The 18,638-nt window shown below is 62.0% G+C and carries 21 protein-coding genes and 1 tRNA gene; 6 read left to right on the top strand and 16 right to left on the bottom strand.

What is annotated here, in order from left to right; all coding sequences use genetic code 11:
- Nucleotides 1-33 precede the first annotated feature (33 nt).
- The gene (locus FHS49_RS03450) at nt 34-501 is read right to left on the bottom strand and encodes a GreA/GreB family elongation factor (RefSeq protein ID WP_184015226.1); all 468 of its coding nucleotides are present in this window, start codon (nt 499-501) and stop codon (nt 34-36) included.
- Nucleotides 501-857, bottom strand: coding sequence for a DUF6726 family protein (locus FHS49_RS03445; RefSeq protein ID WP_246350248.1), 357 nt, complete (start codon nt 855-857; stop codon nt 501-503). Before FHS49_RS03445 ends, FHS49_RS03450 begins: the two co-directional genes overlap by 1 nt.
- Before the next feature lie 17 nt (nt 858-874).
- Here FHS49_RS03445 and FHS49_RS03440 point away from each other — a divergent pair, with 17 nt between their 5' ends.
- Complete coding sequence (locus tag FHS49_RS03440; RefSeq protein WP_184015224.1) at nt 875-1,204, top strand: type II toxin-antitoxin system RelE/ParE family toxin; 330 nt, start codon at nt 875-877, stop codon at nt 1,202-1,204.
- A complete protein-coding gene (locus FHS49_RS03435; RefSeq protein WP_221240348.1) occupies nt 1,194-1,502 on the top strand; it encodes a helix-turn-helix domain-containing protein in 309 nt (102 codons plus the stop codon). Before FHS49_RS03440 ends, FHS49_RS03435 begins: the two co-directional genes overlap by 11 nt.
- 16 nt (nt 1,503-1,518) lie before the next feature.
- Here FHS49_RS03435 and dxs read toward each other — a convergent pair whose 3' ends face one another.
- The 5 genes from dxs to FHS49_RS03410 all read right to left on the bottom strand — a co-directional run bounded on the left by dxs (nt 1,519) and on the right by FHS49_RS03410 (nt 7,031).
- Nucleotides 1,519-3,444, bottom strand: a complete 1,926-nt coding sequence (gene dxs / locus FHS49_RS03430) for a 1-deoxy-D-xylulose-5-phosphate synthase (protein WP_184015222.1) — start codon at nt 3,442-3,444, stop codon at nt 1,519-1,521.
- 91 nt (nt 3,445-3,535) lie between these two features.
- Nucleotides 3,536-3,997: a Fur family transcriptional regulator gene (locus FHS49_RS03425; protein WP_184015220.1), complete on the bottom strand. Its 462-nt coding sequence runs from the start codon at nt 3,995-3,997 to the stop codon at nt 3,536-3,538.
- 44 nt (nt 3,998-4,041) lie between these two features.
- The gene (locus FHS49_RS03420) at nt 4,042-5,067 is read right to left on the bottom strand and encodes a copper resistance protein B (RefSeq protein WP_184015217.1); all 1,026 of its coding nucleotides are present in this window, start codon (nt 5,065-5,067) and stop codon (nt 4,042-4,044) included.
- Entirely contained in the window at nt 5,064-6,824 is a 1,761-nt protein-coding gene (locus FHS49_RS03415) for a copper resistance system multicopper oxidase (protein ID WP_184015215.1), read from the bottom strand. The genes FHS49_RS03420 and FHS49_RS03415 overlap by 4 nt, the downstream gene beginning before the upstream one ends.
- 132 nt (nt 6,825-6,956) lie before the next feature.
- Nucleotides 6,957-7,031: transfer RNA gene (locus FHS49_RS03410), tRNA-Thr, on the bottom strand.
- 95 nt (nt 7,032-7,126) lie between these two features.
- On the opposite strand from FHS49_RS03410, the gene FHS49_RS19805 reads away from it, so the two are divergent.
- Nucleotides 7,127-7,255 (top strand): hypothetical protein, encoded by a 129-nt coding sequence (locus FHS49_RS19805; RefSeq protein WP_281397023.1) that lies wholly within the window; start codon nt 7,127-7,129, stop codon nt 7,253-7,255.
- Between the two features lie 69 nt (nt 7,256-7,324).
- Here FHS49_RS19805 and FHS49_RS03405 read toward each other — a convergent pair whose 3' ends face one another.
- Nucleotides 7,325-9,118 carry an aminopeptidase P family protein gene (locus FHS49_RS03405; RefSeq protein WP_184015213.1) on the bottom strand — a complete coding sequence of 598 codons (1,794 nt, stop codon included), beginning with the start codon at nt 9,116-9,118 and terminating at the stop codon, nt 7,325-7,327.
- An 88-nt stretch (nt 9,119-9,206) separates the two neighbouring features.
- Between FHS49_RS03405 and FHS49_RS03400 the strand changes: the two genes are divergently transcribed.
- Together FHS49_RS03400 and FHS49_RS03395 are read left to right on the top strand one after the other, a co-directional pair.
- A complete protein-coding gene (locus FHS49_RS03400) occupies nt 9,207-11,276 on the top strand; it encodes a S9 family peptidase (RefSeq protein ID WP_425502660.1) in 2,070 nt (689 codons plus the stop codon).
- Between the two features lie 92 nt (nt 11,277-11,368).
- Nucleotides 11,369-11,770 carry an acyl-CoA thioesterase gene (locus tag FHS49_RS03395; RefSeq protein ID WP_184015211.1) on the top strand — a complete coding sequence of 134 codons (402 nt, stop codon included), beginning with the start codon at nt 11,369-11,371 and terminating at the stop codon, nt 11,768-11,770.
- A gap of 26 nt (nt 11,771-11,796) precedes the next feature.
- On the opposite strand, the gene FHS49_RS03390 is transcribed toward FHS49_RS03395, so the two are convergent.
- Nucleotides 11,797-12,552: an SDR family oxidoreductase gene (locus FHS49_RS03390; RefSeq protein ID WP_184015209.1), complete on the bottom strand. Its 756-nt coding sequence runs from the start codon at nt 12,550-12,552 to the stop codon at nt 11,797-11,799.
- 102 nt (nt 12,553-12,654) lie between these two features.
- Nucleotides 12,655-13,356 (bottom strand): esterase/lipase family protein, encoded by a 702-nt coding sequence (locus FHS49_RS03385; protein WP_184015207.1) that lies wholly within the window; start codon nt 13,354-13,356, stop codon nt 12,655-12,657.
- A 157-nt stretch (nt 13,357-13,513) separates the two neighbouring features.
- Here FHS49_RS03385 and FHS49_RS03380 point away from each other — a divergent pair, with 157 nt between their 5' ends.
- Complete coding sequence (locus tag FHS49_RS03380) at nt 13,514-14,518, top strand: histone deacetylase family protein (protein WP_184015205.1); 1,005 nt, start codon at nt 13,514-13,516, stop codon at nt 14,516-14,518.
- Between the two features lie 12 nt (nt 14,519-14,530).
- Here the strand turns inward: FHS49_RS03380 and FHS49_RS03375 are convergent, their stop codons facing one another.
- The 6 genes from FHS49_RS03375 to FHS49_RS03350 form a co-directional block, all read right to left on the bottom strand.
- A complete protein-coding gene (locus FHS49_RS03375) occupies nt 14,531-14,824 on the bottom strand; it encodes a type II toxin-antitoxin system RelE/ParE family toxin (protein ID WP_184015203.1) in 294 nt (97 codons plus the stop codon).
- Between the two features lie 26 nt (nt 14,825-14,850).
- A complete protein-coding gene (locus FHS49_RS03370) occupies nt 14,851-15,081 on the bottom strand; it encodes a type II toxin-antitoxin system ParD family antitoxin (RefSeq protein ID WP_221240347.1) in 231 nt (76 codons plus the stop codon).
- 114 nt (nt 15,082-15,195) lie between these two features.
- Nucleotides 15,196-16,125: an electron transfer flavoprotein subunit alpha/FixB family protein gene (locus FHS49_RS03365; RefSeq protein ID WP_184015199.1), complete on the bottom strand. Its 930-nt coding sequence runs from the start codon at nt 16,123-16,125 to the stop codon at nt 15,196-15,198.
- Nucleotides 16,122-16,871 carry an electron transfer flavoprotein subunit beta/FixA family protein gene (locus tag FHS49_RS03360; protein ID WP_184015197.1) on the bottom strand — a complete coding sequence of 250 codons (750 nt, stop codon included), beginning with the start codon at nt 16,869-16,871 and terminating at the stop codon, nt 16,122-16,124. Before FHS49_RS03360 ends, FHS49_RS03365 begins: the two co-directional genes overlap by 4 nt.
- 55 nt (nt 16,872-16,926) lie before the next feature.
- The gene (gene sucC, locus FHS49_RS03355) at nt 16,927-18,126 is read right to left on the bottom strand and encodes an ADP-forming succinate--CoA ligase subunit beta (RefSeq protein WP_184015195.1); all 1,200 of its coding nucleotides are present in this window, start codon (nt 18,124-18,126) and stop codon (nt 16,927-16,929) included.
- Nucleotides 18,127-18,216: 90 nt separating this feature from the next.
- Nucleotides 18,217-18,531 (bottom strand): hypothetical protein, encoded by a 315-nt coding sequence (locus FHS49_RS03350; protein WP_184015193.1) that lies wholly within the window; start codon nt 18,529-18,531, stop codon nt 18,217-18,219.
- Nucleotides 18,532-18,638 lie beyond the last annotated feature (107 nt).

Below are 18,638 nucleotides of genomic sequence, written 5' to 3'. Positions count from 1 at the left end.
GACTGTGATGCTCGAAAAACCAAGCGCCTTATCTTATTCGGGGATGACCTCGATCGCCACAATCTCGATCGCATCCGCTTTGTCACCGAAATCCAAGACTTCGCCTGCCTCGCCGCCAATCAATGCCTTGGCGAGCGGCGCAGTGAAGGCCAGCCGACCGTTTGCGGGATCCGCTTCGTCACCGCCCACGATGTCGATGATCCGCGCCGCGCCATTCAGCCGGAATCGCACGCGCGATCCGAAACCTGCTTGCCCCGCGGGTGCGGGAGGCGCGACCTGCGCGGTGGCCAGACGCGTGCGCCAGTACCGCAATTCGCGCTTCGCCACCGTAACCGCGGCTTCATCGCCACCGCCAGCGACCTGCGCTTCGAGATGCGCCACCTGCGACGCGATCTGGGCCAGTCCCTTGCGGGTCACCAAATTGGGGCCAGCCGGGAGCGGCAGTTCGAACCGCGGCTCCTTATGCTCCTCATCACTATCGCGGCGGAAGGCGACGCTCATCAGGCTTCCCAATCTCCATTATCGCGGTCCCGCGCGCGCTTGCGCTCTTCTTTCTCGCGCTTGCGGGCTTCCTTGGCATCGCGCTGTTCCTGTTTGCGCATCTCGCGGCCGCGCTTTTCATCCGCTTCGGACTGGCTGGTGGTCACCGCATCGACGCCCGCCCCCACCGCCCTGACTGGCAATGTGACGATATCCACCGCCGTTTTTGCGATACATGCGCTAAGCGACAGCGCCATCACGAGCAAAAACAGGATACGCATCACTCGATACTCCACAGCGAACACCCGCGCATGATAGCCGAGCGCCGCGCCGCTGGCGAGGCTTTGATAGCAGATCCCTTGATTTATATACGGCAATGCCGCATATGCTAGCGATGCACACGGTCGTGGAAACACCGGCTTATCTGAAGGCTGCCGACAAAGCTGGGATGAGTCAGGTTGAGCGGGAAGCAGCGGTCTCGCTGCTCGCCAACAATCCTGAATCGGGTGACATCATTGCGGGCGGCGGCGGAGTCCGCAAAGTAAGGGTGCCGAAGCAAGGTCAGGGCAAATCAGGCGGCTATCGGGTGCTGACATATTATATGACCGAGAATGAACCCGTGTTCCTGATTTCGGTGATCAACAAATCGAAGCAAGCGAATCTGAGTGATGGCCAGAGGGCCATCGTTAAAGAAGCAGCCAAGGAGATACGTGATGACCGCTGAGGGCATGGACAGCGAGGATTTCGAAGGCATGATTGCCGGGTTGCGCGACGTCGCGAACTGGAAAAAGGGAAAGCGAGACGGGTTCGTCGCGCATGTCCCCTCCACTGTGGATGTTCGGGCTATCCGGGCGGCCCATAATCAGACGCAAGAGGGTTTCGCGCGCACCTATGGTTTCAGCATCGCTTCGGTGCGAGACTGGGAGCAAGGCCGCCGCCAGCCGGAACGAGCGGCCCGCATCCTGCTTGCGATGATTGCCAAGGAGCCACAGACAGTGAAGCGGGTGATGGAAGGGCTTTAGGAACGCGCGATAGGCATCAGGCGCGCGCGCCCTCGATCACCGTTGCGCTGTTGTGGCGCAGCGCTTTCAGCACGGTTTCCACGATCGCATCGGCGTCCAGTCCCGCTTCGGCATATTGCTTTTCGGGCTTGTCCTGATCCTGGAAGATATCGGGCAGGCGCATAGTGCGAAGCTTCAGGCCCGCGTCGATCAGGCCGGTGTCGCTCGCCAAAGTCAGCACATGTGCGCCGAGACCACCGATCGCACCTTCCTCGATCGTGACCGCCACTTCATGCGTGGTCAGCAGTTTGCGGATCAACGCCTCGTCCAGCGGCTTGGCGAAACGCAGGTCGGCGACGGTGGTGCTCAGCCCCTTGGCGTCGAGCTGGTCGGCCGCCTTCAACGCCTCCTCCAGCCGGGTGCCGAGTGATAGGATGACAACCTTCTTGCCCTGACGCACCACGCGACCCTTGCCGATCTCCAGCCGCTCGGGCGTTTCGGGCAAGGCCACGCCGGTGCCGCTACCGCGTGGATAACGCACCGCGATCGGGCCATCGTCATGACAGACGCAGGTATAGGTCATGTGCACCAGTTCGGCTTCATCGGCAGGTGCCATCACCACGAAATTGGGCAGGGTTGCGAGATAGGTGACATCGAAGCTGCCGGCATGGGTCGCGCCGTCCGCGCCGACCAGGCCCGCGCGATCGATCGCGAAGCGCACGGGGAGGTTCTGGATCGCCACATCATGCACCACCTGATCGTAAGCGCGCTGCAGGAAGGTGGAATAGATCGCGCAAAAGGGCCGCATCCCTTGCGCGGCGAGGCCGGCGGCGAAGGTGACCGCGTGCTGCTCCGCAATGCCGACGTCAAAGGCGCGATCGGGGTGCCGCGCGGCGAATTTGTCGACCCCGGTGCCCGAAGGCATGGCCGCCGTGATCGCGCAGATGCGCGTATCGGTATCCGCCAGCTTGGCCAGCGTTTCACCGAAAACATTCTGATAGCTGGGTGGTCCCGGTGGGGCCTTGTCCTGCGTGCCGGTGATCACATCGAATTTCTGGACGCCGTGATATTTGTCCGCAGCCGCTTCGGCAGGCGCATAGCCCTTGCCCTTTTGCGTCACGACATGAACCAGGATCGGTCCCTGCTCCGCATCGCGCACGTTTTCGAGCACGGGGATGAGCTGATCCAGATTATGCCCATCCACCGGGCCGACATAATAAAAACCCAATTCCTCGAACAATGTGCCACCCATCGCCATGCCGCGGGCAAATTCATCGGTCTTGCGCGCGGCGTCATGCAGCGGGCGCGGCAGCTTGCGCGCGACGCGCTTGGCCAGATCGCGCAGGCCCAGAAAGGGGCGGCTGGAGACGATCCGCGCGAGATAGGCGGAAAGCCCCCCCACCGGCGGCGCGATCGACATATCGTTATCGTTCAGGATCACGACCAGCCGGTTACCCGCCTGCTCGGCATTGTTCATCGCCTCATAGGCCATGCCAGCGCTCATCGCGCCGTCGCCGATCACCGCGATGGCCTTGCCGGGCTTGTCATTCAGCTTGTTGGCAATGGCAAAGCCCAGGGCTGCGCTGATCGAGGTGGAGCTGTGCGCCGCGCCGAACGGATCATATTCGCTTTCGCTGCGCTTGGTGAAGCCCGAAAGCCCGCCGCCCGTGCGCAGCGTGCGGATGCGATCGCGTCGGCCGGTCAAAATCTTGTGCGGATAGCATTGATGGCCGACATCGAAGATCAGCCGGTCTTCCGGCGTGTTGAACACATAATGGATCGCGGTGGTCAGCTCGACCACGCCGAGTCCCGAGCCGAGATGGCCACCCGTAGTGCCCACGGCCGAAATCGTTTCGGCGCGCAATTCATCGGCCAATTGCCGAAGCTGGGCAGGTTTCAATTTTCGGAGATCGGCAGGGTTCGCCACGATATCCAGCAAGGGCGTGACAGGTAAATCGGACATGGTTTCCCTCTTTCAAGCCACAGCTTTAGCCCCACCGCGCCATGCTGTCGAACGGAACCGTCATCATGATGTCATGCAGGATCGGTGCAGGTCACTCGCAATCGGCGCAGGTGCCGCGCACCTCGATCACCGGGCGGATGGGCGAAAATCCCGCCCTTTGCGCAGCGGAACGGATATTGCCCGAAACGCTGTCATCATCGATATGCGTGGTCTGTCCACAGGTGTCGCACACCAGGAAGATGCAATCGTGCAGACAATCGGGATGCGCATTGGCGATATAGGCGTTGGCGCTTTCCACGCGGCGCGCGACATTGGCACCCACGAACAGATCGAGGATACGATAGACGCTGTTGGCCGCCACCCGCCGGCCCTGCGCCTTCGAAACCGCCTCGGCGATGTCGTAAGCGGAGGCCGGCTTGTCGAAGCTCGCCAACGCGGCGAAGATGCTGGAGCGCATATCGGTCCATTGCTCGCCCGATTTCTCCAGCGCCGTGCGCGCCGCGTCCGCCAAAGCCGGGCCTTCGGGCTCATGATGATGGTGATGCTGTGCCATCAGGCGAATGTAGGCGCTGGATGCCTTTGCGGCAAGCCGCGCGGCTAGAACCAGGCACGCAGCCCGGCGACGAACATGGAGCCGCCGACGTCATCCCCCGCCGCGCGCGCAAAGGCGGCGGTGTTGCCGAGTTTCCGTTCATAGGAGATGCCAAGATAGGGCGCGAACTCAGGCACGAACTCGTAGCGAAGCCGTAGCCCGGCCTCGATCGACGACAGCCCCGCACCCACACCGATCGCCCGCACGTCCTGCGCCGCCAGGTTGAACTCGGCGCGCGGCTGCAGGATCAGCCGGTTGGTGATGCGCTGATCATATTCCACCTCCACCCGCGCGGTAAGATCGCCGCGATCGGACAGGAAGGCGGCAGCATCGATTTCAAAAAAATAGGGTGCAAGCCCCTGAATTCCGATCACCAGATGTGCCCGGCCCGGTTTGGGCCGGATATCATAGCGAATGCCGGCCTGAAGATTGAACCATGGATCCAGTGCATGGCTCCACAGCGCTTGCGCTTCTGCCGATTCCAGCGACCCGCCAAAGCCGCCCTCTCCCTCCGTCTTCAGCCACAAGCGGTCATAGTCGCCGCCATACCAGGCCTCCGCTTCCCAGGCATAGCCGTCGCGCCCGTCCCGCGTCCGATGCTCCAGCCGATCAAGCAGCAGCCTGCCGCCGCGGAATGCACCGTGTTCGGTATAAACGGCGCGCCGGGCCGCGGCCATGGCATCCGCGCCCCACACGGCATCGGCGGCATGTTCGGGGCCGTTTGACGCCGCCGCTGACGATCCGGTGCGCGGTGGCCCCGCAGCCGGGGTGCAATGCCCCATGGCCGCATGTTCGGGCGGGCAATCGGGATCGACAGGCGCCTGCTGCGATGGCAGCACCGATGTGAGCGATGGCGTACAATGGCCCATCGCGGCATGGTCTGGTGGGCAGGCCGGATCGATGGCCGCCGACGTCGGCGGCTCGGCATGACCCGCGTGCGCGCCGGCAGCCCCGGTGTCCGGCCCGGCCTGCCGTGCGGCAACCGGGGCTGCCAAGACGATCGCGACCGCAACGGCAAGCAAGCGCATCATGCTGCGCCGCTTCCAACCATCGGTCGCACCTTTACCACGTTCATCATGCCGGCGTGCATGTGGTAAAGCAGATGGCAGTGAAACGCCCAGTCGCCGGGTGCGTCGGCGGTCAGATCGAAGCTCGCCTTGCCACCCGGCATCACATTCACCGTGTGCTTGATCGGATGGCCATGATCCTTGCCGGTCACCAGCTCGAAGAAATGGCCGTGGATGTGTATCGGATGATTCATCATCGAATTGTTGATGAGGTTCACCCTGACCCGCTCTCCCCGTGCGAAGCGGATGGGCTCCGCGCCCTCGTTCATCTTCTTGCCGTCGAACGACCACATGAAGCGCTCCATGTTGCCTGTCAGATGGATGTCTATGCTGCGCGCTGGCGGGCGTGTGTCATGGAACGGCACGAGCGGTGCCAGATCATGATAGGTGAGCACGCGGTGCGGCTCCGTCTCAAGCCCCAGGGGGCGATCACCGGTGCGGTCCACGGGCATCGGCGCGATCATATCGACGCCGACACCGACCTTGACGTTCGGCGGCACCGATGACTTGTCGCGCATATCATGGTTCATGGCCGCGGCGGGCGCACCCGGCGTGCAATGGCCCATGGCGGCATGTTCGGGCGCGCAGGCCTCGCCCCCCATGTCGGCCATCCCCATGTCGCCCATCCCCATATCTCGCATGGAGAGCGTCGGCCGCCGGCGCAGCGCCGGGATGGCCGCGACCATCCCGAGCCGCGGTGCCAATGTCGCCCGCGCCATGCCCGATCGATCGATCGCTTCTGCCACCACCGTATAGGCCTGGTCGGCAGTCGGCGTGACGATCACATCATAGGTCTCGGCCACCGAAATCTGAAACTCGTCGGTCTCGACCGGGCGGACATGCTGACCATCGGCCTGAACCACGGTCATCGCCAGACCGGGAATGCGCAGGTTGAAGATCGTCATCGCCGAGGCATTGACGAAGCGCAGGCGGACGCGCTCGCCCGGCTTGAACAAACCCGTCCAATTCTCATCCGGCCCATGTCCGTTGACGAGGAAACTGTAAGTCGATCCCCCCACATCCGCGATATCGGCAGGGTCCATCCGCATCCCGCCCCATCGTGCCCGCTCTGCCGCGCTCATCGCGCCGTCGGTCAAGGTCTGCTTCTGGCGATTGAAATAGGCGCTTTTCTGCTTGAGCTTCGCCATCACCTGATGGGGGTGAATGAAGGTCCAGTCCGAAAGCACGATCACATGCTCGCGATCGAACGCCACCGGGTCGGCACCCGCCGGGCCGATCACGATCGGACCATAATGCCCCATCTGCTCCTGCAGGCCCGAATGCGAATGATACCAATAGGTGCCCGATTGCTTGATCGGGAATTCATAGGTGAAGGTCGTGCCCGGCTTGATGCCGGGAAAGCTGATCCCCGGCACGCCATCCATCTGGAATGGCAGGATCAGCCCGTGCCAATGGATCGAGCTATCCTCATCAAGCCCATTTTCCACATGGAGCCGCACATTCTGCCCCTCAAGCAGACGGATGAGCGGAGCCGGCAGCACGCCGTTGATCGTGATCGCATGGCCGGTGCGCCCGCCGACCTTGAACATGTCGTGCGCGATCCGCAGCCGGATATCCTCGCCGCTGAGCGCGGGACTATCGCCCTGCAGGCCGGACGATCCAGTCTGCGCCCAGGCCGGGAATTTTTTGCTCAACCCCAACCCGGCAAGGCCGAGAGCCCCGGCGCTCAATACACTGCGCCGCCTCATCATATCGTTCATGACAATTCCTGCCTCATCGACATGCGTGGCCTGTGCGCGCGGCCATGACGAGATCCGCTTCGGAAAAGCCCATATCTGCCCTTAGCAAATCCCTCGCCCGAAGGCGAAGCATTGCTAATCTGTCGAGAAAAATGGTGCTGCCGGTGAGGATTGAACTCACGACCTCAGCCTTACCAAGGATGCGCTCTACCACTGAGCTACGGCAGCACAGCCCGGCAAGCCGGGCAGAGGCGGCGCTATGGCGAAAGGGTGCGCCCGCGTCAAGGCTTGCGGTGCGGTGCTTGATCTGATTGGGGTGATCGATGACGAAGGCAGAGGAAGAACGCGCAAAACGGCTGGCTGAAGCGCTCAGGGAAAACCTGCGGCGACGCAAGGCGCAGGCGCGCGGGGACGAGGGGCGGACGGCTCCGGAAACCAAGCCCGAGGAATAATGACAGCCATCTGACCCGTCTGTCCCTCGACTGCGCGCGGGACAAGCGGCATTTTGCACACCTAGCCCCTCAAAGCGGCGCGCATTGCGCTTCCAGCCACACCTTCGCGTCCCCCTCAAGCTGAGGTCCGACGATCCGCAGTACCTCCGCATGATAATCGTCGATCCACGCGCGTTCGGCAGGTGACAGCGTCTCGGTCACGATCAGCCTGCGTTCGATCGGCGCGAAGGTGAGCGTTTCGAAGCCCAGCGGCTGCGCTTCGGCACCAGCCATGTCACGCTCCACCACCAGCACCAGATTTTCAATGCGGATGCCATATTCATGGGCCTTGTAATAACCCGGCTCGTTGGAGAGGATCATGCCGGCGTGCAACGGCTCTTCCGTCCCCGCCTGCCCGCCTGCGGATTTCGCAATACGCTGCGGGCCTTCATGGACGGCAAGAAAGCTGCCGACACCGTGACCCGTGCCATGTGCATAATCCAGCCCGACCGCCCACAGATATTGCCGCGCCAGCGTATCAAGCTGGCTGCCGCGCGTGCCCGCCGGGAAAATAGCGCGGGCGAGCGCGATATGGCCCTTCAGCACGCGCGTAAAACGGTCGCGCATTTCGGCCGTCGGCGTGCCCACCGGGATGGTGCGCGTCACATCCGTGGTGCCATCCAGATATTGCCCGCCTGAATCGACCAGATAAAGGCTGTCGATCTCGATCGGACGATTGCTCGCCTCATCGACCTTATAATGGCAGATCGCGCCATTCGGCCCCGCGCCGGAAATCGTATCGAAAGACAGATCCTTCAGCAGCCCGGTCGCCTCGCGAAATTCGCGCAGTTTCGCCGCGGCGGAGAGTTCGGTGAGGCCGCCCTTGGGCGCTTCGATCGACATCCAGTGAAGGAAGCGGCTGAGCGCGGCACCGTCGCGGGTCTGTGCGGCGCGATGGCCCGCAATCTCCACCGGGTTTTTGAGCGCCTTGGCCAGCACGGTCGGTTCGCGCAGCGCCAGCGTCTTCGCGCCCGCCTTGTCCAGTTTGGAGAAGATCGCGGACACGGCGCGCTCGGGATCGGCCACGACGGTCTTGCCGCGCAGCTTCGCCAGATCGCTCGCAAAAGCCGCTCGATCATGCACGCGCACCGCATTGCCCAGATGCTGTGCCACATCGTCGGCCATCTTTTCGGTCGCCACGTAAAGGTCAGCCGTCGCATCATCATGCACCACGGCATAAGCGAGCGCGACCGGCGTGTGACTTACATCCTGTCCGCGCACATTGAAGGTCCAGGCAATCGAGTCGAGCGCGGAAAGCACCACGGCATCGGCTTTCCTGCCCTGAAGCCAGTCGGCAATCTCCTGTCGCTTCTCCCCGGCGCTCTTGCCTGCATAGCGTTCGTCATGGACCACCAGCTTCGCGTCGCTCGGCGCGGGCTGGTCCGGCCACACCGCGTCCACCGGATTGGTCTCCACCGCCACCAGTGCCGCGCCGCGTTCAGCCAGCGCGCGTGTCGCCTGCTGCACCCAGGCACGCGTGTGCAACCACGGATCATAGCCGATCCGCCCGCCATCGGACGCGTGTTCGCTCAGCCACTCGGCCACGCTCGTCTGCGGCACATCCTGATATTGCCACTGTGCGCCATTCACCTGCTCGCGCACCTGCAGCGTATAGCGTCCGTCAGTGAAGATCGCCGCCGCCTCCGGAAGCACCGCCGCGACACCCGCTGATCCCTGAAACCCCGTAAGCCACGCCAGCCTTTGCGCATATTCGCCGACATATTCACTCATATGCTCGTCGCAGATGGGCACGACGAAACCATCCAGCCGGTCACGCTTCAATTGATCGCGCAGCGCCTGGAGGCGCGCTTCATGGGTGGACATGCGGCAATCCTTGATCTCTAGTTATTGCGACCAACATAAGACGCGCATGATCCCCGTGCCACCCCCCTGCCTTCTACCTTAGAAAGACATGATGAGCGATTCTCCCAAGCCCCCCGTCGCCGAGCAGCGCGCGCATTCCGCCACGCATCATGGGGAGACGATCAGCGATCCCTATGCCTGGCTGCGCGACGCTGGCTATCCTGAGGTGACCGATCCGGACGTGCTGGATTATCTGAAGGCCGAAAACGCATTCTTCGAGGGCCATATGGCGCCGCATGGCGACCTGGTGGAGACGATCTATCAGGAGATGAAAGGTCGCATCAAAGAGGATGACAGCTCTGTTCCGCAGAAGGACGGAAAGTGGATCCACTGGTATGCCTATGAAACGGGGGGGCAATATCCGATCCATTATCGCAAGCCCGTAGCGGGTGGCCCCGATGAAGTGTTGTTCGACGAGCCCAAGGAGGCGGGCGACAAGGACTATTTCAGCCTCGGCATATTGGAGGTCAGCCCCGACGATCTGCTGATGGCCTGGGCCTTGGATGACGACGGCGCGGAGCGCTATACGCTCAAAGTCCGCGAAATCGCTTCGGGCCGGGAATTGGAGACGGTCAGCACGGTCGTCAATGGCGATGTGGTCTGGGCCGCGGATTCGAAGAGTTTCTTCTATACCGAGGTCAATGACAATTGGCGCAGCTATCGCGTGCTGCTTCACACGCTGGGCACCGATCCCGCGACGGACAAGGTGATCTACGAGGAAGCGGACGAGGGCTTTCAGGTCGGCATCGGCGATACGCAGGATGAGCAATGGATCGTCATCTCCACCGGCGATAACCAGACCAGCGAGATGCGCGTCATCCCGGCGTCCGACCCGCTGGCGGAGCCGATCGTGATTGCGCCGCGGCAGGTGAAGCGCCTCTATTCGCTGGATTCCGGGCATGGCAAATTCTGGATCATCACCAATGATGATCATGTGAACTTTCGTCTGGCCGAGGCCGATTGGGCGACGCCCGGCGACTGGAAGACCGTGATCCCCGGATCGGACCGCATCTATCTGACCGGCGCTTCCAGCTTCAAGAAGCATCTGATCCTGTCCCAGCGCGTGGACGGGCTGGATGAGATCGTGCTGCGGGATTACGACACGGGAGCGGAAACACGCATTCCCTTTGCCGAGGCCAGCTATTCGGCCGGGCTTTCGAGCAATCCGGAATATGATCCAGACGTCTACCGTGTCTCCTATTCCTCCATGGTCACGCCGCGGACCACTTATGATTATGATCCAGCCACGGGATCGCTCACCACGCTGAAGGTCCAGCAAATCCCTTCGGGCTATGACGCCAGCCAATATGAGACCGAACGCGTGATCGTGACCGCGCGGGACGGCGCGAAGGTGCCGGTTTCGGTGGTCTATAAAAAAGGCTTCAGGAAGGACGGCGCGGGCAAGCTCTTCCTCTATGCTTATGGGGCTTATGGCTTCGCGATTCCGCCCGGTTTTTCCACCAACCGCATCAGCCTGCTCGATCGGGGCTATGCCTTTGCAATCGCGCATATCCGCGGCGGCGACGATCTGGGCTATAATTGGTATTTGCAGGGCAAGGCCGAGGCACGCTGGAACACGTTCAACGATTTCACCGACGTGGCCAAAGGCCTGATCGCCGAGAAGTTCACGAGCGCGGGCAAGATCGCGATCAACGGTGGCTCTGCGGGCGGCGAATTGATGGGTGTGGTCGCCAATACCGATCCCGCGCTCTGGGGCGCGGTGGTGGCCGATGTGCCTTTCGTCGATGTGCTCAGCACCATGCTGGACGCAAGCCTGCCGCTGACGCCCGGTGAATGGCCGGAATGGGGCAATCCGATCGAGAGCAAAGCCGCGTTCGATCTGATCCGTGGTTATAGCCCCTATGACAATGTGGCAGCGCAGGCCTATCCGCCCATGCTGATCACCGGCGGATTGAACGATCCGCGCGTGACCTATTGGGAGCCCGCCAAATGGGCCGCCAGGCTGCGCGCGACCAAGACCGACGATAATCTGCTGCTGCTCAAGATCAACATGGGCGCTGGCCACGGCGGTAAATCGGGACGGTTCGAGAGTCTGCGCGAGGATGCGGAATCCTTCGCGTTCGTTCTGTGGCAATTAGGCGATATCGGTGGCGATTGAAAAACTCCGTTTGTCGCGAACGCAGTCGAGGGACGTCGTGCCACGGACCAGCCTCCCTCGAATGCGCTCTGGACAAACGGTTTGATGGCCCGATGAGTTTCTCTCTTCTTATCACCGCTCAGCCGGGGGACATTGATGAGCTTGGCCACGTCAACAACGCCGTCTGGGTGCGCTGGATTCAGGATATGGCGACGTCGCACTGGGCTGCGGCTGCCGATCCGGCACATGTGGATGCCTATGTGTGGGTCGTGACCCGGCATGAAATTGACTATCGCGGCAATGTGCAGGCGGGCGAAACGTTGACGGCGCGGACATGGGTCGGCGAGGCACCGCGCGGCGCGCGGTTCGATCGCTATGTGGAATTCACCGGCGCGGACGGCAAGGTGAAGGTGAATGCCAAGACCACTTGGGCGATCGTCGATCGCAAGACGGGCCGGATCCTGCGCATTCCCAAGGAGGTCGCCGCGCCTTTTCTGATTGGCGCGCAGGAGTGACCGTCGCCACCCCCACGCACTCTGGATCAGATCGCCTGACCGCCTGACACTTCGATCCGCTGCCCGGTCACCCAGCGATTGTCCTCGGATAACAGGCTCGCGATCATCGGCCCGATATCATCCGGCACGCCGACCCGTCCCAGCGCCGTAATGCTCGCCAGTTGGTTGTTGAGGTCTGCATTGTCGCGCACTGCGCCACCGCCGAAATCCGTTTCTATCGCGCCGGGTGCCACCACATTCACCGCGATGCCCCGCGTGCCCAATTCCTTGGCCATGTAGCGCGTCAGCACCTCCATCGCGCCCTTCATGGCGGCATAGGCTGCATAGCCGGGCAAGGTGATGCGAGTGAGGCCCGAGGACAGATTCACGATCCGGCCGCCATCGGCGATCAACGGCAGTAAAGTCTGCGTGAGGAAGAACACGCCCTTGAACTGCACATTCACCAGCCGGTCGAACTGCGCTTCGGTCGTCTCCGCGATGGTGGCGTAATCGCCATGGCCGGCATTGTTGACCAGATGATCGAAATCGTCCCGCTGCCATGTATCGCGCAGGATGGTCCGCAGACGATCCGCAAAGGGCGCGAAGGCCGACACATGTCCGGTGTCGAGCTGAAGCGTGACAGCCTTGCGGCCCATCGCTTCGATCTCTGCGACAACGGCATCGGCTTCGTCGCTGCGGCTGTGATAGGTGAAGATGACATCGCCGCCGCGGCGGGCGATGCTGAGCGCCGTGTTGCGGCCTAGACCGCGGCTGGCGCCGGTGATGAGGGTGATCTTGGTCATGAAGGGCTCCTCTGCGATACCGTTCATCTATAGCTGAAAGAGACCGGCTCACATTGCCTATATCGCCGCATCCCTTGCCTGATCGTCCGGATTCACAACGGATCAGGCGTCCATCGCCTCCAGCATCGCCTGGATCGAATCCGCAGAGGTGGTGAACCCCATATGGCCGCATTCCACCTGCCACGCGCGATCGATTTCATGTGGCAACCCCCGTGAACTGTCGGGCGAAACGATGCCGTCATTCTCCGACCACAGCGCAAAGGTCAGCACCGGAGGCTTTTCCGTAAGATTCACCGGGATCGGCACGCGATCGACCGGATGGCGGTTGATCAGTTCGTAAAGGCGCCACGCATGATTGGCACGAATATCTCCCGAAAAGGGGCTGCCAAGCGTGATGACGCGCTCGATCCGGTCTGGCGCATATTTCGCGAACTCGCGGGCGATCAGACCGCCCAGGCTCCAGCCGATCAGCGTCACGGGCGAATCGTCCGTCATCTGGATTTCGTCCAGTCGCGCTTCGAGGCGCTCGAGAATATCCGCACGGATGCCGTAATTGCGCCCCTGCCCCCAGCCGTGCACGCGGAAATTGGCGGCCTTCAACGTGCGGCGCAGCATCACGGTGGACGCATCCGAAGCCAGAAAGCCCGGCAACACCATCACCGGGCGGCCACGGCCATCATGATCCGTGGCCATGGCCGGACCAAGCCGCCAGCCGCGGCGGATTTCCGTCAACACCCGCACTTCGCGCATCAGCTTGGCGAAGGGCGGCGCAGATGCAGGCCGCGAAAAAGAAGGTGTCACCATGGTGTCCATGACAATTTCATGACACGCAAAACGGTAAAGAACCAGTCACAGTTCCGTCACATGCAATAATATCACGCCGGTACGGGCGGTTGTCCGTAACGCAATTCTCTCCCTCGGCGGGTTTCCCTTGGCGTATGGGAATGACATAGAGCGGATCATGAAACTCTTCTTCGATCCCCGCCAACTGGACCACGCTCCCGCGCTCGAACTGCATAACGGCGGCTATGTGCCCTATGCCGAGCATCCCGGGCGCGTGAAGAATATGCTTGCCCGTCTGACCGAGACCGAGGCCCCCACTGATCGGGGCGAGACACCGATCGCGCGCATCCATGGTCCGGCCTATCTGGCATTCCTGAAGAGCGCGCATCGGCAATGGGTGGACGCCGGACGCGCGGGCGACGCCACTGGCTATGTCTGGCCCATCGTCGGCCGTCGGCCGCTCCATCTGCAGCGGATCGATGCGCAATTCGGGCAGTATAGCTTCGATGCCGCGTCACCGGTCGCCGCGCAGACATGGGACGGCGCATATTGGGCGGCGCAGACCGCGCTTGCGGCCACCGATGCGGTGCTGAATGGCGCACCGGCGGCCTTTGCGCTCTGCAGGCCGCCGGGTCATCATGCGGGCGCGGACTATCTGGGCGGCTATTGCTACCTCAACAATGTCGCCATAGCGGCACAGGCGGCGATCGATGCGGGCAAAGCCAGGGTCGCGATCCTCGACGTGGATTATCACCATGGCAATGGCACGCAGGATATCTTCTACGATCGCGGCGACGTGCTGTTCGTTTCGATCCACGCCGACCCGGTGACGGATTACCCCTTCTTCTGGGGCCATGCCGACGAATGCGGCGACGGTGCCGGCGAAGGCGCGAACCTCAACATCCCCCTGCCCCGCGGCACCGGAATGGCGGACTATCAGGTGGCTCTAAAAACTGCCCTGTACAGCATCGCAGCGTTTGCGCCCGAGGTGCTGCTCGTGTCCTTCGGGGCAGACACCTATGAGGGCGATCCGATCTCGCAATTCAAGCTGAAGACGGAAGATTTCACTGAGATCGCCGCGCAAATCAGCGCCGCCGACCTGCCGACCGTGATCGTGATGGAAGGCGGCTATGCCACCGAAGCACTGGGCGACAATGTAGCGAGTTTTCTGAGCGGATTTTGAAGCGGAATATTCTCAATGGCTGTCGATCAAACTCCACCAATCGCTGGCGGCGTGAATGATGCGCACCACTGAAATGCCCCGCACGCGGGGTTTGTAAAAGATGAGCACGTTTGGGAAACCCTCGACCTTCCATTTGTGCATCCCCGCCAAATGAGGGTTGGTCGATCCTAACGCTGGCCCGATCCGCGGATGATCAGCGAGTTTGTAAAAAGCCTCATTTGCCGCTGTGAGAAAATGGTCGGCGACATCGCTACCGGCTTCCGCTTCAAGCCAGCGGTATTGCTCCACGATGTCACGCCGCGCCATCGCATGGATAGCGACGGATTTTTGGTTCAATGGCCGGCCCGCGCAGCAGCGCGAATGCCATCCAGATCGCTGGAAACCCACGATGATTCGGGACTGGCAAGTCCCTCAAGCAGCATCGTTTCAAGCTTTTCCTGCGCCTTGCGCTTTTCATCGGCGCGAACGAGTTCCCGTACATATTCGCTCACGCTGCTGTAACGCCCGTCCGCAACTTGGCTGTCGATGAACGCCTTGAGCGGCCCGGGAAGCGAGATGTTCATGCTATCCATGGGCGCATTTTATGGAAATGGCATAAAATGGCAAGGTTTGCCGCCCGCGCGCAAAAAAGGGCGGTGTAAGCCGCCCCCTTTCTTATTCGATTTCAGAGCGTGGACTTACAGCTTGCCTGTCAGCGCCGGCACGATCTTGAACAGATCGCCGACCAAGCCGATGTCCGCCACCTGGAAGATGGGAGCATCTTCGTCCTTGTTGATCGCGATGATCGTCTTTGAGTCCTTCATGCCCGCCAGATGCTGGATCGCGCCTGAAATGCCGATCGCGACATAGACTTCGGGGGCGACGATCTTGCCGGTCTGGCCGACCTGATAGTCATTGGGCGCATAGCCCGCATCCACCGCAGCGCGCGAAGCACCGACGGCAGCGCCAAGCTTGTCCGCCAGCGGATCGATGACCGCATGGAACTGCTCTTCGGAGCCCAGTGCGCGACCACCCGAAACGATGATCTTCGCCGCCGTCAGTTCGGGACGCTCGCTCTTGGCGATTTCCGCGCCCACAAAGCTGGAAAGGCCGGCATCGCCCGCACCAGACGCCGCTTCGACCGAGGCAGAACCACCCGAGGTCGCCGCTTTCTCGAAAGCGGTGCCGCGCACGGTGATTACCTTCTTGGCATCGCTCGATTGCACGGTGGCGATCGCATTGCCCGCATAGATGGGGCGCGTGAACGTATCCGCACTTTCCACCGAGAGGATGTCCGAAATCTGCGCGACATCGAGCAGAGCCGCCACGCGCGGAGCGATATTCTTGCCATGCGAGGTGGAGGGCGCGACGAACGCGTCATAGCCGCTCATCAGGCCCGCGATCAGCGGCGCGACATTTTCGGCGAGCGCATGTTCATAGGCTGCGTCATCAGCGAGCAGCACCTTGGCGACGCCCGCGATCTTGGCGGCTTCGTCAGCCACGGCCTGCGCGCCCTTGCCCGCGACCAAAGCGTGTACATCGCCCAATTTGCCCGCAGCGGTCACCGCTGCCAGCGTGGCATCCTTGACCGATGCGTTATCGTGTTCGACCCAGACCAGGACGCTCATGCCGCCACTCCCAGAGCTTTCAGTTTCGCAACCAGTTCATCCACATCGGCCACCTTGATGCCCGCGCTGCGCACGGGTGGTTCGGAAACCTTGAGCGTGGTCAGACGCTTTGCCACATCCACGCCGTAATCCGCAGGCGTCTTGTTCGCGAGCGGCTTGGATTTCGCCTTCATGATATTGGGCAGGCTCGCATAGCGCGGCTCGTTCAAGCGGAGATCAGTGGTCACGATCGCCGGCGCCTTCAGCGAGACCGTTTCGGAGCCGCCATCAACTTCGCGCGTCACGATGACGGTATCGCCGGCGACTTCCACCTTGGACGCGAACGTGCCCTGGCCCCAGCCCGTCAGCGCGGCCAGCATCTGGCCGGTCTGGTTGCTGTCGTCGTCGATCGCCTGCTTGCCAAGGATCACCAGACCCGGCTGCTCCTCATCGGCCACGGCCTTCAAGAGCTTGGCGACGCCCAGCGGCTCCACTTCGCCCTCGGCTGTGATCAGGATCGCCCGGTCCGCACCCATGGCGAGCGCGGTGCGCAGCGTATCCTGAGATTTGGGTTCGCCGATCGAAACGACGATCACTTCGGTCGCAACGCCCTTTTCCTTCAGACGGATCGCTTCTTCGACAGCGATCTCATCGAACGGGTTCATCGACATCTTCACGTTCGCCAGATCGACGCCCGTGCCGTCCGCCTTCACGCGGGGCTTTACGTTATAGTCAAGCACACGCTTGACCGGGACCAGGATTTTCATTTCATCGTCCTCTCAAACCCTCCTCTCCCTCGAGGGGAGAGGATGAGGATTAAAATCAAGCCGCGGCTTTCACCTGGGCCACGATCTTCTGCGCCGCATCACCAAGATCATTGGCGGCTACTATCGGCAGGCCGGAATTCGCCAGGATTTCCTTGCCTTCCGCCACATTGGTGCCTTCCAGGCGCACGACCAGCGGCACTGAAAGATTCACTTCCTTCGCCGCGGCGACGATTCCGTCGGCGATAATGTCGCACTTCATGATGCCGCCGAAGATGTTGACCAATATGCCCTTCACCGCCGGATCGCTCAAAATGATCTTGAACGCCGCGGTGACCTTTTCCTTGCTCGCGCCGCCGCCCACATCGAGGAAGTTGGCGGGGAACATGCCGTTCAGCTTGATGATGTCCATCGTGGCCATCGCCAGGCCGGCACCGTTGACCATGCAGCCGATGTCGCCATCCAGCTTGATATAGGCCAGATCGTATTTGCTGGCTTCCAGCTCGGCGGGATCTTCCTCGGTCTCATCGCGCAGCGCCAGCAGATCCTTGTGACGGAACAGCGCATTGCCATCGAATGCCACCTTGGCATCGAGCACCAGCAGCTTGCCATCGTCGGTCACGGCCAGCGGATTGATCTCGATCTGCTCGGCGTCGGTGCCCAGGAAGGCGTCATAGAGCTTGGAGGCCACATTGGCGGCCTGCTTGGCCAGATCGCCATCCAGTTCCAGCGCAGCGGCGACGGCGCGGCCGTGATGCGGCATGAAGCCGGTTGCGGGATCGACGTCGATCGCGTGGATCTTTTCGGGCGTATCATGCGCCACGGTTTCGATATCCATGCCGCCTTCGGTCGAAGCGACCATCGAGATCCGGCCGGTCACGCGATTGACGAGCAAGGCGAGGTAGAATTCCTTGGCGATATCGACGCCATCGGTGATGTACAGGCGATTGACCTGCTTGCCCGCATCGCCCGTCTGGATCGTGACCAGCGTGTTACCGAGCATATCCGTGGCGGCAGCGCGCACATCTTCAAGCGTCTTGGCCAGGCGGACACCGCCCTTGGCATCGGGGCCGAGCTCCACGAACTTGCCCTTGCCGCGGCCGCCCGCATGAATCTGCGCCTTCACCACATAAAGCGGCCCGGGCAGTTTCTTCGCGGCTTCCACCGCTTCATCGACGGTCAGCGCCGCAAAGCCTGCCGGAACCGGCACACCGAACTTGGCCAGTACTTCCTTCGCCTGGTATTCGTGGATATTCATGGGGGCGCTCAAGCCTTTCGCGTTGCAAAACGGGGAGTCGCACCGGCCTAAAGCATGGATTGGCGGCGATTGCCACCCCCGATGGATCGCTCAGAGCCCGAGCGCGCACGCTCCGGCCGCCTTGGTGGTTTCGCCGAGGATTTCGGGATCCTTCAATGCGCGGACCTTATAGATGAATTCCGCTACGGAGAGTTCGCGGAATTTCGAATCCTTCAGATCGCCCAGCGACGATATTTTGCGCAACTGCCAGAGCGAAAGCTCATTCACCATCCGGTCCGCCATGCAGGCCGAGAGCTTGGGCGACAGGCCGGCATCGCGCAGCCCTGTCCTGAGTCGCGTCTCCGGCGTGGCGCAGGATGCGAGGGCGAGGATGGGCAGGGCGACGAGCAGGATGCGATGTTTCATGGTTACTTCCTTAACCTTCCCGTCATTCCCGCGAAAGCGGGAATCCAGCTTCTTTCGGGTGTCTCCGCGCAAAGCGGGATTCCCGCCTGCGCGGGAATGACAGAATA

This window comes from Sphingobium boeckii (assembly GCF_014199215.1).
GTDB lineage: Bacteria > Pseudomonadota > Alphaproteobacteria > Sphingomonadales > Sphingomonadaceae > Sphingobium_A > Sphingobium_A boeckii.
The sequence above is the reverse complement of the archived record's forward strand: the minus strand, read 5'-3'. Positions and strand labels throughout refer to the sequence as shown.

What these genes read in the sequence shown, in the direction of transcription:
- FHS49_RS03450 (WP_184015226.1), bottom strand. Translation starts at nt 501, where the DNA reads ATGAGCGTCGCCTTCCGCCGCGATAGTGATGAGGAGCATAAGGAGCCG.
- FHS49_RS03440 (WP_184015224.1), top strand. Translation starts at nt 875, where the DNA reads ATGCACACGGTCGTGGAAACACCGGCTTATCTGAAGGCTGCCGACAAA.
- FHS49_RS03435 (WP_221240348.1), top strand. Translation starts at nt 1,194, where the DNA reads ATGACCGCTGAGGGCATGGACAGCGAGGATTTCGAAGGCATGATTGCC.
- dxs (WP_184015222.1), bottom strand. Translation starts at nt 3,444, where the DNA reads ATGTCCGATTTACCTGTCACGCCCTTGCTGGATATCGTGGCGAACCCT.
- FHS49_RS03425 (WP_184015220.1), bottom strand. Translation starts at nt 3,997, where the DNA reads ATGGCACAGCATCACCATCATCATGAGCCCGAAGGCCCGGCTTTGGCG.
- FHS49_RS03420 (WP_184015217.1), bottom strand. Translation starts at nt 5,067, where the DNA reads ATGATGCGCTTGCTTGCCGTTGCGGTCGCGATCGTCTTGGCAGCCCCG.
- FHS49_RS03415 (WP_184015215.1), bottom strand. Translation starts at nt 6,824, where the DNA reads ATGAACGATATGATGAGGCGGCGCAGTGTATTGAGCGCCGGGGCTCTC.
- FHS49_RS19805 (WP_281397023.1), top strand. Translation starts at nt 7,127, where the DNA reads ATGACGAAGGCAGAGGAAGAACGCGCAAAACGGCTGGCTGAAGCGCTC.
- FHS49_RS03405 (WP_184015213.1), bottom strand. Translation starts at nt 9,118, where the DNA reads ATGTCCACCCATGAAGCGCGCCTCCAGGCGCTGCGCGATCAATTGAAG.
- FHS49_RS03400 (WP_425502660.1), top strand. Translation starts at nt 9,207, where the DNA reads ATGATGAGCGATTCTCCCAAGCCCCCCGTCGCCGAGCAGCGCGCGCAT.
- FHS49_RS03395 (WP_184015211.1), top strand. Translation starts at nt 11,369, where the DNA reads ATGAGTTTCTCTCTTCTTATCACCGCTCAGCCGGGGGACATTGATGAG.
- FHS49_RS03390 (WP_184015209.1), bottom strand. Translation starts at nt 12,552, where the DNA reads ATGACCAAGATCACCCTCATCACCGGCGCCAGCCGCGGTCTAGGCCGC.
- FHS49_RS03385 (WP_184015207.1), bottom strand. Translation starts at nt 13,356, where the DNA reads ATGGTGACACCTTCTTTTTCGCGGCCTGCATCTGCGCCGCCCTTCGCC.
- FHS49_RS03380 (WP_184015205.1), top strand. Translation starts at nt 13,514, where the DNA reads ATGAAACTCTTCTTCGATCCCCGCCAACTGGACCACGCTCCCGCGCTC.
- FHS49_RS03375 (WP_184015203.1), bottom strand. Translation starts at nt 14,824, where the DNA reads ATGGCGCGGCGTGACATCGTGGAGCAATACCGCTGGCTTGAAGCGGAA.
- FHS49_RS03370 (WP_221240347.1), bottom strand. Translation starts at nt 15,081, where the DNA reads ATGAACATCTCGCTTCCCGGGCCGCTCAAGGCGTTCATCGACAGCCAA.
- FHS49_RS03365 (WP_184015199.1), bottom strand. Translation starts at nt 16,125, where the DNA reads ATGAGCGTCCTGGTCTGGGTCGAACACGATAACGCATCGGTCAAGGAT.
- FHS49_RS03360 (WP_184015197.1), bottom strand. Translation starts at nt 16,871, where the DNA reads ATGAAAATCCTGGTCCCGGTCAAGCGTGTGCTTGACTATAACGTAAAG.
- sucC (WP_184015195.1), bottom strand. Translation starts at nt 18,126, where the DNA reads ATGAATATCCACGAATACCAGGCGAAGGAAGTACTGGCCAAGTTCGGT.
- FHS49_RS03350 (WP_184015193.1), bottom strand. Translation starts at nt 18,531, where the DNA reads ATGAAACATCGCATCCTGCTCGTCGCCCTGCCCATCCTCGCCCTCGCA.